We start from the raw sequence: 14,793 nt of genomic DNA, 5'->3' as shown, positions 1-14,793 counted from the left end.
GAAAATGTTCATAGGATTCGATTACGGCACGGCTAACTGCTCTATTGCAGTCAGCGAAAATGGCACGCCACGTCTGTTAACGCTGGAAAATGATCAGCGCCTGCTGCCGTCGATGATCTGTGCACCGACCCGCGAGTCGATCAGCGAATGGCTCTATCGTCATCATCAGGTCGCGACACCTGACAGCGAAACCACGGCGCTGCTGCAGCGCGCGCTGCGATATAACCGCGAAGAAGATATCGACGTCCAGCCCAATAGCGTGCAGTTTGGCCTCACCGCGCTGCAGCACTATATGGTCGATCCCGAAGATGTCTGGTTCGTTAAATCCCCCAAATCATTCCTCGGTGCTACTGGCCTGAAGCCACAGCAGATTGCCCTGTTTGAAGATCTGGTCTGCGCCATGATGCTGCACATCCGCAAGCAGGGTGAAAGCCAGCTTGATCAGGCTATCGATCAGGCGGTAATCGGCCGACCGGTCAACTTCCAGGGTTTAGGCAGTGAAGAGTCTAACCAGCAGGCTGAAGGTATTCTGCTGCGCGCCGCCCACCGCGCCGGTTTCCGCGACGTGGAGTTTCAGTTCGAACCGGTGGCGGCCGGACTCGATTTCGAAGCCACGCTGCAGCAGGAGACGCGGGTACTGGTGGTGGATATTGGCGGTGGTACTACCGACTGCTCAATGTTGCTGATGGGGCCGAAGTGGCGTGATAAAGCTGACCGCCGTGAAAGCCTGCTGGGCCACAGCGGTTGCCGTGTCGGCGGTAACGACCTGGACATCATGCTGACGTTTAAGACCCTGATGCCGCTACTCGGTCTGGGAGGTAACACTCAGAAAGGCACCGCCCTGCCTGCGCTGCCGTGGTGGAATGCGATCGCCATCAATGATGTTCCGGCACAAAGTGACTTTTACAGTCCCGCCTGCGGAAAGTGGCTGCGGGATTTAGTGCGTGATGCGGAACAGGGTGACGTGGTGGCTCGCCTGCTGAAAGTGTGGCAGCAGAAGCTCAGTTATCGCCTGGTGCGCGCAGCGGAAGAGAGCAAGATTGCGCTGTCAGCCAGCCCGGCGCATACCGCTTCCCTGGACTTTATTGCCGCCGCATTAGAGACAGAGATTGGCGTGGATCAGCTGCAGGACGCCATCAGTCAGCCGCTGGAGAAAATTCTGGAACAGGTGCAGCTGGCATTAGCCACCAGCCAGATTAAGCCTGATGTGATTTACCTGACCGGCGGCAGTGCGCGTTCGCCGTTGCTGCGCGCGGCGCTGCAGCAGACGCTGCCGGATACACCGATTGCGGGCGGCGATGATTTCGCCTCCGTCACCGCAGGGCTGGCCCGCTGGGCGGAAGTGATGTTCCGCTAATTCTGCTTTACGCTGCGCTGCAATAAAAAACAGCACCTGAGGGTGTAATGCCAGTCAGTTAAGCGACAGGTGATAACGCAGTCTGGTGCCGGGCAGGGGCTGGCGGTCCTCGCGCCGCTGCGCGGTTCCTTCACTTCATTCCTCTGCCTGACGGACCGCCGGGGATGGCACATCCTGTGCCGCCCCGCCTTTCGCCCGCGTCCTGCGGGCTCTCCTGGCAGACTCATTCTGTTCAGCGCTGCGGATTGCCTGCCCCTGCCCGGCATCAGCCTGCTCTGAAACTTCAGTGTGTATTGTTAAAAAGGGCACGAGAGTGGAGGCCTGAGCGCCTCTGCTGCTGAAAGGGCTATCCGCAGCAGCAGAGGTGCTCTGGCCCGCACTGCGGCTCGCTCGCCCGGAAAATCAGAAGGCAATATTCGCGCTGATACCGCCGATAAACGCATCTTTCACTTCACTGACTGCGCCCGGTGCAACCACATACTGCAGGTTAGGTCGCAGTGACATCCAGTTAGTTACTTTAGCGTTGTAGTAAACCTCATAGTTGTACTCTGAACCTTCCTGAATCGGCAGATAGGTCGGGCTGTCAAAGCGGCTCTCGCCATTAGCCTGATTCTGCTGACGCAGTGAGCGGGTATAGTCGCTGTTCACATGAATCCGTGACGCGCCCACGCCGATCTCATCCTGAGGACGGGCATCAAACGGTCCTGTCCAGGTAAACGCAATAGACTGATAGTTGTCGGTCTTTGAGGTCTTGTGATCGTTCATCACCGCCTGCACCCGCACGCCCAGACCGCGATTCACATCGCCATCCTGCGCGGTCAGCTGTTGCTGTAACAGCAGATAGCCGCCATAGGAATGGGCCTGATCCTGATAGCCGCCGTTGCGCCAGCTGCCATAAACATCGCCATCCACCGAGGAATAGTAATAGCCGATGCGGTAGTTACCCGGTAATTTCTCCGGCCCGAAGGTTGGCTTCCAGCCCAGTTCGACCGGCACCAGATTCCCTTCTGAATTGCTGGTATCCAGGCGGAAACCATCACCGCGATCGTAGTTAGCGCGGTTCTGATTATAGAAACCGACCTGGAAGAAAACGTCCGGCGTGATATTGAATTTCACCCGGCCGCCCCACTGCGAGACCGGCCAGTTAAACCAGCGATCGCCGCGCCAGTTACCCGCCTGCCCGCTGCCCAGCGCCAGGTTCTGGAAAAGATTGCCATCGAAGTTATCGAAGTCTTCCCCTACCGTCACCCGCCCGGCTTTCACATCGACCACATCGTTAAACAATCCTTTGCGTAACCAGAACTGGGTCAGACGCCAGGTCTGGCCGCGACCGTAAACCTCCTGCACCGAGGAGAGCATACCGGTGCGTTGATCCGCGACCTGTTCAGAAAGATTCTGTCCGTTACGACTGGTCACGGTCATCTGGAACTCGGCATCCTGCCAGTCCAGCAACTTCTGCAGATCGAAATTGGTGCCAAACGACCACTGATCGCTGTAGCGCATGGTGGTATTGGTATCTGCCCCGCCGCCTAAATTCGCGGCGCTTTCCATGGTGTAGTTAACGTCAAACTTAATGCCGTCGTCCTGCAGCTGCGTTCGGTACCCGCCCCAGTCACCAAACATCCATTCGGAGTCCGGGCTCAGGGCGTCAGCGGCCAACGCCTGCGCGGAAAACATGGCCAGGATCAGGGTGCCGGTTGCCACACGGCGCAGCGGGAAACGCTGCTCTGCTTTTCTGTTTTTCATCTTGCTTATTCTTATGTAAGTTACGGAAAATGACGCGCAGAGGATAGTGCTGGATAACCTCTGTTTTTTGTAAATACGTGCGCATAATTACCCGTAACATCCGTTTATTAACGCATTTGTGATCGGGATCTCTGATTGGTTATTCTCTGGGCGGGGTGCGTATTTTATGACAGATACAGCGTAAAAAGGGGCGCTATCGCCCCTTGTGTTTACTGGCTTGCCTGATTCAGTTGTTCAATCTGCGCCGGTGTCAGCGTCAGCTGCATCGCGCCAGTCAGATCGTCGAGCTGTTTCAGCGAGGTGGCACTGACAATCGGTGCGGTGATACCGGGACGGGCGATCAGCCAGGCCAGCGCCACCTGCGTCGGCGTCACCTGATGCGCTTCGCTGATAGCGTCCAGTGCGTCGAGGATCCGCAAACCGCGCGGGTTAAGGTATTTATCTACGACACCCTGACCGCGCGCGCTTTTACCCGCATCTGCCGCCTCGCGGTATTTGCCACTGAGAAAGCCGCTGGCGAGTGAATAGTAGTTAATCACGCCCAGCCCCTGCGCCATCACCACCGGCTCCAGCTCCGATTCATAGGGCTGGCGGTCATAAAGGTTGTATTCAGGTTGCAGGGTTTCATAGCGCGCCAGCCCCTGCGTTTCACTGACCTGCAACGCCTCCTGCAGCCGTGCCGCGCTGTAATTGGAAGCACCAATCGCCCGCACTTTGCCCTCTCTGATCAGGCTGTCGAAGGCGCTCAGGGTTTCTGCCAGCGGCGTATCCTGATCGTCGCGGTGCGCCTGGTAGAGATCGATATAGTCGGTCTGCAACCGGCGCAGTGAATCTTCAACTGCCTGACGGATATATTGCGGTTTCAGCCCGGTTTTCTCCGGCGACAATTCCATGCCAACCTTGGTTGCCAGCACGATCTGGTCGCGTTTGCCGCTTTTTTTCAGCCATTCACCAATAATGGTTTCCGATTCACCGCCTTTATTGCCCGGTGCCCAGCGGGAATAGACGTCGGCGGTATCGATAAACCACAGGCCTCGGTCCACCAGCGCATCCAGCAGAGAAAAGGAGGTGGTTTGATCCACTGTCCAGCCAAACACGTTGCCGCCAAACGTCAGCAACGGCACCGCGATACCACTGTCACCCAACTGCCGGGTTTGATTCTGACTCATTTCCTGCTCCTTATTTGCCTGAAAAAACCGTCTGTCTTTCAGCATAGCAAAGTGATTTCACGGCTTTATGACGATTGTGATGCGATTAATGAAAGAACAGGCATAATTACCCCGCCCTGACAGATATCCTTATTTCCTTCAACTTCTGCCCGTCAGAGGCGGCTACACTCTGTCGTTTGCAGGCTACCCATTTGATGCCTGCGCCTGGGACTACGTCACTGCTGGAGAGCACCAACAATCATGAGCACCCGACATCCTGTTATGAAGAAAACCCTTATCGTGCTGGCCCTGATCGCCGTGGCCGCTGGCGGCTATTATGCCTGGCAGCGCCATGCCCAGCCGCAGAGCAGCAGTCAGAGTGACGCACCTGCGCCACGTGGCGGCAAAGGCGGCGGTGACGGTGCCCGTCGTCCCCTCGCGCCGGTTCAGGCCGCTACGGCCACCAGCCAGAGCGTGCCGCACTATCTGAGCGGACTGGGTACGGTGACCGCGGCTAACACGGCCACGGTGCGCAGCCGGGTCAATGGCGATCTGCTGGCAATCCACTTCACCGAAGGCCAGCAGGTGAAAGCGGGCGAGCTACTGGCAGAAGTTGACCCGCGGCCTTATCAGGTGGCGTTAACGCAGGCGCAGGGCCAGCTGGCGAAAGATCAGGCGACGCTGGCCAACGCCCGTCGTGACCTGGCGCGCTTCGAGAAGCTGGCAAAAACCTCGCTGGTGTCGCAACAGGAGCTGGATACCCAGCGCTCACTGGTCAGTGAAACGCTCGGCACGCTGAAAGCGGATGAGGGAAGCGTCGCCAGTGCGCAGCTCAATCTTACCTACAGCCGGATCACCGCGCCGATTGCCGGCCGGGTCGGGCTGAAACAGGTGGACGTCGGCAACTACGTCACCAGCGGCGACACCACCGGTATCGTGGTGATCACCCAGACGCACCCGATTGATGTGGTCTTTACCCTGGCTGAGAACAGCATCAGTTCCATTCTCAAGGCGCAGAAAAGCGGTGAATCGCTGCTGGTGGAGGCCTGGGATCGCAGTAATCAGAATCTGATCGCCAGCGGCAAACTGCTAAGCCTTGATAACCAGATTGATGTCACCACCGGCACCATCAAAATTAAAGCGCGTTTTGATAATCAGGACGACACGCTGTTCCCCAATCAGTTCGTGAATGTGAGGCTGAAGGTCAACACCCTGCAGGATGCGATTGTTATCCCACCTGCCGCGCTGCAGATGGGCAACGAAGGCAACTTTGTCTGGGTGGTTAACAGTGACAACAAGGTCAGCAAGAAAAGCGTGATTGCCGGCTTGCAGGATAGCGAGAAAGTGGTGGTCAGCGCCGGTCTGGAGGCGGGCGAACGCGTCGTGACCGATGGGCTGGATCGCCTCACGGAAGGCGCAAAAGTCGAGGTGGTCGCGCCGCAGAGCAACGCACCGCGCGCTACCCGCGCCACCCTTCCGTCAAAAGGAGAGCGTGAGTAATGCAGGTCATGCCTCCCGATCACAGTGGCGGACCGTCACGCCAGTTTATCCTGCGGCCGGTCGCCACTACGCTGTTGATGATTGCGATCCTGCTGGCCGGGGTTCTGGGCTACCGCTTCCTGCCGGTCTCGGCGCTGCCGGAAGTCGACTATCCGACGATCCAGGTCGTCACGCTTTATCCGGGTGCCAGCCCGGATGTGGTCACCTCCTCCATCACCGCGCCGCTTGAGCGCCAGTTTGGTCAGATGTCTGGCCTGAAACAGATGGCGTCACAAAGCTCCGGCGGTGCCTCGGTGGTGACGCTGCAGTTCCAGCTGACGCTACCGCTGGATGTCGCAGAGCAGGAGGTGCAGGCTGCCATTAACTCCGCCACTAACCTGCTGCCCAACGACCTGCCTAATCCGCCGGTCTACAGCAAAGTGAATCCTGCCGATCCACCGATCATGACGCTTGCCGTCACCACGCGCAGCATGCCGCTGACGCAGGTGCAGGACATGGTGGAAACGCGGGTGGCGCAGAAAATCTCTCAGGTCAGCGGCGTCGGACTGGTGACGCTATCGGGCGGTCAGCGTCCGGCGGTGCGGGTGAAAATGAATGCGCAGGCGCTGGCTGCGCTGGGTCTGACCAGCGAAACGGTGCGGACCGCTATCAGCAATGCCAACGTTAACTCCGCCAAAGGCAGCCTGGATGGTCCGACCCGCTCAGTTACCCTGTCAGCCAATGACCAGATGAAATCAGCGGAGGATTATCGCCAGCTGATTATCAGCTACAAAAACGGCGCACCGGTGCGTCTTGGCGACGTGGCGACTATAGAACAGGGAGCAGAAAACAGCTGGCTTGGCGCCTGGGCCAACCGCGATGCGGCGATTGTGCTCAACGTTCAGCGTCAGCCTGGTGCCAATATCATTGCCACAGCAGATAATATCCGTGCCATGTTGCCCGCCCTGACCGCAGCCCTGCCGAAGTCGGTGGAGGTTAAACTGCTCACCGACCGCACCACCAATATTCGTGCTTCGGTCAACGACACGCAGTATGAGCTGATGCTGGCGATGGCGCTGGTGGTGATGATCATCTATCTGTTTCTGCGCAACGTGCCCGCCACGCTGATCCCGGCGGTTGCGGTGCCTCTGTCACTGATCGGCACCTTCGCGGCGATGTACTTCCTCGGCTTTTCAATTAACAACCTGACGCTGATGGCGCTGACCATCGCCACCGGCTTTGTGGTCGATGATGCCATCGTGGTGATTGAGAACATCTCACGCTATATCGAGAAAGGGGAAAAGCCGCTCACCGCCGCGCTGAAAGGTGCCGGCGAGATCGGCTTTACCATCATCTCCCTCACCTTCTCGCTGATTGCGGTCCTGATCCCGCTGCTGTTTATGGGCGACGTGATCGGCCGTCTGTTCCGCGAATTTGCCGTGACGCTGGCGGTGGCGATTCTGATTTCAGCGGTGGTCTCACTGACCCTGACGCCGATGATGTGCGCCAGGATGCTGAGCGCGGAGTCGCTGCGCAAACAGAACCGCTTTTCGCGGGCCAGCGAAGCGATGTTTGATCGTATCGTGGCCGCCTATGGCCGCGGCCTGAAACGGGTACTTAATCATCCCTGGCTCACGCTGTCGGTGGCGCTTGGCACCCTGGTGCTGACGCTGTTGCTGTGGATGATCATCCCGAAAGGCTTTTTCCCGCAGCAGGACAACAGCATTATTCAGGGCACGCTGCAGGCACCGCAGTCGGTCTCCTATGCCAGCATGGCGCAGCGCACCCGCGACGTCGCCTCCATCATCATGAAAGATCCGGCAGTGGAGAGCATGACTTCGTTTGTCGGCGTGGATGGCACCAATGCCTCGCTGAACAGCGCGCGTCTGCAGATCAACCTCAAACCGCTGGATCAACGCGACGACCGCATTCCTGCCATTCAGCAGCGCCTGCAACAGCAGGTCAGTGAGGTACCGGGCGTGCAGCTGTGGCTGCAGGCGGTGCAGGATCTCACCATCGATACCCAGGCGAGCCGCACGCCCTATCAGTTCACGCTGCAATCGGGTTCACTGTCTTCACTCAGCACCTGGGTTCCGGCGCTGCTGACCCGGCTCAGCACCCTGCCACAGCTGCGCGATGTCAGCAGTGACTGGCAGGATCAGGGACTGGAAGCCTATGTCAAAGTGGACCGCGACAGCGCCAGCCGCCTCGGCATCAGCATGGCGGATGTCGATAACGCGCTGTACAACGCCTTCGGTCAGCGGCTCATCTCCACCATTTATACCCAGGCGAACCAGTATCGGGTGGTGCTGGAGCAGGACAATAGTGCCACTCCAGGCATGGAGAGCCTGGAGGCGATTCGCCTTAACAGCAGCGACGGCGGCAGCGTACCGCTGAGCGCCATTGCCCGCATTGAACAGCGCAACACGCCGCTCAGCATTAATCATCTCGACCAGTTCCCGTCGGCGACCTTCTCCTTCAACGTGGCTGACGGCTATTCGCTGGAAGATGCGGTGAAAGCGGTGTCGCAGGCTGAAGCCGAGCTTGGCATGCCCGCAGAGCTGATGACGCAGTTCCAGGGCAGCACGCTGGCCTTTGAAGCGGCGCTGAGCAGCACTGTCTGGTTGATTGTGGCGGCCATTGTGGCGATGTACATCGTGCTGGGCGTGCTTTATGAGAGCTTTATTCACCCCATCACAATTCTCTCAACGCTGCCTACGGCGGGTGTCGGCGCGCTGCTGGCGCTGATGCTCAGCGGCAATGAACTGGATATCGTGGCGATAATCGGCATCATCCTGCTGATCGGCATCGTGAAAAAGAACGCCATCATGATGATCGACTTTGCGCTGGCGGCCGAACGTGAACAGGGTATGAAACCTGTTGATGCCATCTATCAGGCCTGCCTGCTGCGCTTCCGCCCGATTCTGATGACCACGCTGGCCGCCCTGCTCGGCGCGCTGCCGCTGATGCTCAGCACCGGCGTCGGTGCCGAACTGCGTCATCCGCTGGGGATTGCCATGGTCGGCGGGCTGATTCTGAGCCAGGTGCTGACCCTGTTTACCACCCCGGTGATCTACCTGCTGTTTGATCGACTGGCGCACGCCACCCGCCGCCGCTTTGCCCGCACGGAGGCCGCAGAGTGAAGTTCTTTGCCCTGTTCATCAACCGGCCCGTCGCCACCACGCTGCTGACGCTGGCCATCGCACTGGCGGGGATGCTGGGTTTCCGGCTGCTGCCGGTGGCGCCGCTGCCGCAGGTTGATTTTCCGGTGATCGTTATCTCGGCTTCGCTGCCGGGTGCCGCACCGGAGATCATGGCGTCGTCGGTGGCCACGCCGCTGGAGCGCTCGCTGGGACGCATCGCGGGCGTCAGTGAAATGACCTCCACCAGTTCGCTGGGCAGCACCCGCATCATTCTGGTGTTTGATTTTGATCGCGACATCAACGGAGCCGCGCGCGATGTTCAGGCCGCGATTAACGCGGCGCAAAGCCTGCTGCCTACCGGGATGCCGTCGCGCCCGACCTATCGCAAAGTGAACCCTTCAGATGCGCCGATTATGATCATGACGCTGACTTCGGATACCTATAATCCGGGTCAGCTCTACGATTACGCCTCGACCCAGCTGGCGCAGAAACTGTCACAGATTGAGGGCGTGGGCGACGTCACCGTGGGCGGCAGCTCGCTGCCTGCGGTCCGCGTGGCCCTGAATCCACAGGCGCTGTTTAATCAGGGCGTCTCGCTGGATGCGGTGCGCACCGCCATTTCCAACGCCAATCAGCGACGGCCGCAGGGCGCACTGGATGATTCGCAGCAGCGCTGGCAGTTGCGTACCAATGACGCGCTGCAAACCGCCAGTGAGTATCAGCCGCTGATAGTGCATTACAACAACGGCGCGGCGGTCAGGCTGTCGGATGTGGCGACAGTCGAAGATTCAGTGCAGGACGTACGCAACGCAGGGATGTCGCGCGGTAAACCGGCGGTGCTGCTGCTGATCCGCAAAACGCCTGAAGCCAACGTCATCGATACGGTGGACCGCATCCGCGCCGAAATGCCGCTGCTGCATGAGGTGATCCCGGCCGCCATCGATCTGCAGATCGCTCAGGATCGCTCACCCACCATTCGCGCCTCGCTGCATGAGGTGGAGCAGTCGCTGGTGATCGCCGTGGCGCTGGTGATTCTGGTGGTGTTTGTTTTCCTGCGTTCAGGCCGCGCCACGCTGATCCCCGCCGTCGCCGTGCCGGTTTCGCTGATCGGCACCTTTGCCGCGATGTACCTGTGCGGCTTCAGCCTCAACAACCTGTCGCTGATGGCGCTGACCATCGCCACTGGCTTTGTGGTGGATGATGCGATTGTAGTGCTGGAGAACATTGCCCGACACGTGGAAGCGGGCATGAAGCCGCTGGCCGCCGCGCTGAAAGGGGTGCGGGAAGTCGGTTTTACCGTGTTGTCGATGAGCCTGTCACTAATTGCCGTGTTCCTGCCGCTGCTGATGATTGGCGGACTGATTGGCCGCTTCTTCTCAGAATTTGCCATTACGCTGTCGGTGGCTATCGTCATCTCGCTGTTTATCTCGGTCACCCTGACGCCGGTGATGTGTGCCTATCTGCTGAAGCCGCACGCGCCGCGCAGCCAGCCGCGTCAGCGCGGCGCGGGCCGGTTGCTGATGGCGATCCAGCAGGGCTATGGCCGCTCGCTTAGCGTGGTACTGAACCATGCGCGCTGGGTGATGGTACTGTTTTTCGCCACCATCGTCCTGACCGGCTGGCTGTTTGTTCATATTCCGAAAACCTTTATGCCGGAGCAGGATACCGGACGACTTTCCGGTTTCATCTCTGCCGACCAGAGCATTTCGTTTCAGGCGATGCGCAGTAAGCTGCAGGATTTTATGGAGATTGTCGGGGCCGATCCGGCGGTAGAGAGCGTGGTGGGCTTCACCGGCGGGATGCGTACCAACAGCGGCTCCATGTTTATTTCGCTGAAGCCGCTGTCGGAGCGGAAAGGGAGTGCAGTGGAGATTATCGCCCGCCTGCGCAATAAGCTGGCGAAAGAACCCGGGGCGAGTCTCTATCTGAATGCGGTGCAGGATCTGCGCGTCGGCGGTCGGGAATCGAATGCCGGTTATCAATATTCCCTGCTGTCGGACGACCTTAACGCCCTGCGTGAGTGGGAGCCAAAAATCCGTCAGGCGTTCTCCGCCCTGCCGCAGCTGGCGGATGTGAACTCCGATCAGCAGGATAAAGGCAGCGAGATGGCGCTGACCTATGACCGGGAAAGCATGGCGCGGCTTGGCATCGATGTCTCTCAGGCCAATGCCCTGCTGAATAACGCCTTTGGTCAGCGTCAGATCTCCACCATCTATCAGCCGCTTAACCAGTACAAAGTGGTGATGGAGGTCGATCCGCGCTACACCCAGGATATCAGCGCCCTGTCACAGATGTTTGTGATAAACAGCGAAGGTAAAGCAATTCCGCTGTCGTGGTTCGCCCACTGGCAGCCCGCGAATGCGCCGCTCTCGGTCAATCATGAAGGGCTGTCTGCCGCCTCGACCATCTCATTTAACCTGCCGGAAGGGGTGTCGCTGTCGCAGGCGTCGGAGGCGATTGAACGCACCATGACTGCGATTGGCGTGCCCTCCAGCGTGCGCGGCAGCTTTGCCGGTACGGCGCAGGTGTTTCAGCAGTCGCAAAGCAATCAGCTCTGGCTGATGCTGGCGGCGATTGCAGCGGTCTATATCGTGCTGGGGATCCTCTATGAGAGCTATGTCCATCCGCTGACGATCCTCTCTACCCTGCCCTCGGCGGGTGTCGGTGCACTGCTGGCGCTGGAGCTGTTCGATACGCCCTTCAGCCTGATTGCGCTGATCGGTATTCTGCTGCTGATCGGTATCGTGAAAAAGAACGCCATCATGATGGTCGATTTTGCGCTGGAGGCAGAGCGCAACGGCCAGCTCAGCGCGCGGGAAGCGATTTTCCAGGCGTGCCTGTTGCGCTTCCGGCCGATTATGATGACGACGCTGGCGGCGCTGTTTGGCGCGCTGCCGCTGGTGCTGACCAGCGGCGACGGCGCAGAGCTGCGTCAGCCGCTGGGGATTACCATTGCCGGCGGGCTGGTGATGAGCCAGTTGCTGACGCTCTACACCACGCCGGTGGTCTATTTAATGATGGATAAATTGCGCCGTAAAAAACGCCCGCTGGCCGCCGCGCAGCAGCCGTAACAGGTATGGCGGCAGCAGGCATCGGACGTGACGCCTTTATCGGGGGGGATCGATGAGTACGCAAAGCACTAACGTCCGCTGGCAACTGTGGATTGTTGCCATCGGCTTCTTTATGCAGACGCTGGATACCACCATCGTGAATACCGCGATCCCATCGATGGCGCACGATCTGGGTGTCAGCCCGCTGCACATGCACTCGGTCATCGTCTATTACGTGCTGACGGTCGCCGTCATGCTGCCGGTCAGCGGCTGGCTGGCCGATCGTTTTGGCGTGCGCAACATTTTCTTCTGCGCGATTGTACTGTTCAGCCTGGGATCACTGCTGTGCGCCCTCTCCGGCACCCTCGATCAACTGGTGCTGTCGAGAGTGGTTCAGGGGATTGGCGGGGCAATGATGGTGCCAGTGGGTCGCCTGACGGTGATGAAAATCGTGCCGCGCGAGCAGTATATGTCCGCCATGACGTTTGTCACTCTGCCCGGCCAGATTGGCCCGCTGCTGGGTCCGGCGCTGGGCGGTGTGCTGGTGGAGTACGCCAGCTGGCACTGGATCTTTCTGATCAATATCCCGGTCGGCATTGCAGGCGCTATTGCCACCCTGATGCTGATGCCCAACTACAGCATGCAGACGCGGCGCTTTGATTTCGGCGGTTTTATCCTGCTGGCCGCCGGAATGGCAACCCTGACACTGGCGCTGGATGGTCAGCGCAGCAGTGGCGGCTCTCCGCTGCTGCTGGGTGCCATGATCCTCATTGGCATGTTCTCTCTGCTGTTCTACCTGATGCATGCGCGCGGCAATGATAATGCGCTGTTCAGCCTGAAGCTGTTTGATAATCGCATCTACTCTATCGGCCTGCTCGGCAGTTTTACCGGCCGCATCGGCAGCGGCATGCTGCCCTTTATGACGCCTATCTTTCTGCAGCTCGGCATGGGTTACAGCCCGTTTCACGCCGGTCTGATGATGATTCCGATGGTGCTGGGGAATATGGGGATGAAACGCATTGTGGTGCGCATCGTCAATCTCTTTGGCTACCGCAACGTGCTGGTGATGTCGACCGTGGCGCTGGCGCTGGTGGTCCTGCTGTTCCCGCTGGTGGCAATTCTGGGCTGGGTCTGGCTGCTGCCGCTGGTGCTGTTTCTGCAGGGCATGGTCAACGCCATCCGCTTCTCTTCAATGAATACCCTGACGCTGAAGGAGCTGCCTGATGAGCTGGCGTCCAGCGGCAACAGCATGCTGTCGATGATTATGCAGTTGTCGATGAGTATTGGCGTTACCGTGGCCGGGCTGCTGCTGGGGGCATTTGCTCAGGAGAGCGCAGCGAACAGCACGGCGGAACATCAGATGTTTATTTATACCTACCTTTGCATGTCGCTGATTATCATCCTGCCCGCGCTGGTGTTCTGGCGCGTGCCGCCACAGGTGAGTACCAACGTTGATTTGCGACGCCGGAGAAAAAAATGAGAGATAACCTGCGCCTGGGCATCGGTGCCAAACTGTTTATGGCGATTTTCGCCACCTGCATGCTGGTGCTGATTACCATGCACTGGGGGGTTCGCCTCAGTTTCGAGCATGGCTTTGTCGACTACATTAAGCGCGGCAACGAGCAGCGGTTAAATCTGCTCAGCGATGCCCTGGCCGATCAGTATGAGCAGCACGGCAACTGGGATTTTTTGCGCCACAACGATCGGCTGGTGTTCACCATGCTGCGCTCGCTGGAGCAGAATCCCGACAGTAACAGTCAGCTGCCGCCGCACGGCTGGCGCACCCAGTTCTGGATCCTCGATCAGCAATATAAAGTGCTGGCCGGGCCAAAATCGCCGGTGCCGCCCGAAGGCACGCGACGCAATATCACCACCAGCAATAATAAAGTGGTCGGCTGGGTCATCGGCTCGCCGCCGGAGCGGCTGACGCGCAGCACCGACATTAACTTTGATCAGCAGCAGCGGCGCACCAGCTGGATTATCGTCGGGCTGTCCACGCTGCTGGCGGCGCTGGCAACCTGGCTGATGGCGCGCGGTCTGCTGGCTCCGGTCAAACGACTGGTTGACGGCACCCATCATCTGGCGGCCGGTAATTTTGCTACCCGCGTTGAGGTCAGCAGCCGGGATGAGCTGGGCCAGCTGGCCAGGGACTTTAACCTCCTTGCCAGCTCACTGGAGAAAAATGAGAGCATGCGCCGCGCCTTTATGGCCGATATCTCCCATGAGTTACGCACACCACTGGCGATCCTGCGCGGTGAACTGGAAGCGATGCAGGATGGGGTGCGCAAACTGACGCCGGAAGCGATCGCCTCGCTACAGAGCGAAGTGGTGGTGCTGACCAAGCTGGTCGACGATCTGCACCAGCTGTCACTGTCCGATGAGGGCGCCCTTGCCTACCGCAAACAGGCAACCGATCTGGTGCAGCTGCTGGAAGTGACGGCAGGCAGCTTTGCCGAACGCTATCGTGCACACGGGCTGACGCTGAAACTCAATCTGCCCGATAACGCCCCCTTCTTTGGCGATCCCGACCGCCTGATGCAGTTGTTCACTAATCTGCTGGAGAACAGCCTGCGCTACACCGACAGCGGGGGCCGGGTTGAAGTGACGCTGAACTATGAGGCACCCAACTGGCGCATCGAGTTTGATGACAGCGCACCGGGCGTGGATGGGGAACATCAGGCCCAGATTTTTGAGCGCTTCTTCCGCACCGAAGGCTCGCGCAATCGCGCCAGCGGTGGCTCGGGCCTGGGCCTGGCCATCTGTAAAAATATCGCTGACGCGCATGGCGGCGATATTCATGCGGCGCACTCTGATTTAGGTGGACTGAAAATCGCGCTACACTTGCGCTATGTTCCCCTTGTGTAGACGCT

At 59.2% G+C, this 14,793-nt stretch carries 8 protein-coding genes; 6 read left to right on the top strand and 2 right to left on the bottom strand.

All coding sequences use genetic code 11. The annotated features are described in order from the left end of the window. The first annotated feature begins 4 nt into the window (after positions 1 to 4). On the top strand, positions 5 to 1,357 hold the full coding sequence (gene yegD / locus OK412_RS02035) for a molecular chaperone (RefSeq protein ID WP_010248167.1): 1,353 nt from the start codon (positions 5 to 7) through the stop codon (positions 1,355 to 1,357). 402 nt (positions 1,358 to 1,759) lie between these two features. Here yegD and OK412_RS02030 read toward each other — a convergent pair whose 3' ends face one another. Continuing rightward, positions 1,760 to 3,103, bottom strand: coding sequence for a carbohydrate porin (locus tag OK412_RS02030; protein ID WP_033778772.1), 1,344 nt, complete (start codon positions 3,101 to 3,103; stop codon positions 1,760 to 1,762). Positions 3,104 to 3,312: 209 nt separating this feature from the next. Beyond that, a complete protein-coding gene (locus OK412_RS02025; protein ID WP_033778771.1) occupies positions 3,313 to 4,272 on the bottom strand; it encodes an aldo/keto reductase in 960 nt (319 codons plus the stop codon). Between the two features lie 240 nt (positions 4,273 to 4,512). Here OK412_RS02025 and OK412_RS02020 point away from each other — a divergent pair, with 240 nt between their 5' ends. From OK412_RS02020 to baeS, 5 genes are read left to right on the top strand one after another with little or no spacing between them, the layout of a single operon-like run. Then, complete coding sequence (locus OK412_RS02020) at positions 4,513 to 5,751, top strand: MdtA/MuxA family multidrug efflux RND transporter periplasmic adaptor subunit (RefSeq protein WP_033772217.1); 1,239 nt, start codon at positions 4,513 to 4,515, stop codon at positions 5,749 to 5,751. After that, on the top strand, positions 5,751 to 8,873 hold the full coding sequence (locus OK412_RS02015; protein ID WP_033788263.1) for an MdtB/MuxB family multidrug efflux RND transporter permease subunit: 3,123 nt from the start codon (positions 5,751 to 5,753) through the stop codon (positions 8,871 to 8,873). The genes OK412_RS02020 and OK412_RS02015 overlap by 1 nt, the downstream gene beginning before the upstream one ends. Next, positions 8,870 to 11,944 carry a multidrug efflux RND transporter permease subunit MdtC gene (gene mdtC / locus OK412_RS02010; RefSeq protein ID WP_264352622.1) on the top strand — a complete coding sequence of 1,025 codons (3,075 nt, stop codon included), beginning with the start codon at positions 8,870 to 8,872 and terminating at the stop codon, positions 11,942 to 11,944. Before OK412_RS02015 ends, mdtC begins: the two co-directional genes overlap by 4 nt. A 52-nt stretch (positions 11,945 to 11,996) precedes the next feature. After that, the gene (locus OK412_RS02005; RefSeq protein WP_264352621.1) at positions 11,997 to 13,403 is read left to right on the top strand and encodes an MFS transporter; all 1,407 of its coding nucleotides are present in this window, start codon (positions 11,997 to 11,999) and stop codon (positions 13,401 to 13,403) included. After that, positions 13,400 to 14,788 (top strand): two-component system sensor histidine kinase BaeS, encoded by a 1,389-nt coding sequence (baeS, locus tag OK412_RS02000; RefSeq protein ID WP_010670989.1) that lies wholly within the window; start codon positions 13,400 to 13,402, stop codon positions 14,786 to 14,788. Before OK412_RS02005 ends, baeS begins: the two co-directional genes overlap by 4 nt. The last annotated feature ends 5 nt before the right edge of the window (positions 14,789 to 14,793 follow it).

This window comes from Pantoea sp. JV6 (assembly GCF_025910055.1).
Taxonomy (GTDB): domain Bacteria; phylum Pseudomonadota; class Gammaproteobacteria; order Enterobacterales; family Enterobacteriaceae; genus Pantoea; species Pantoea agglomerans.
Note: the sequence above shows the minus strand (reverse complement) of the source record. Positions and strands in the feature narration are given on the sequence as shown.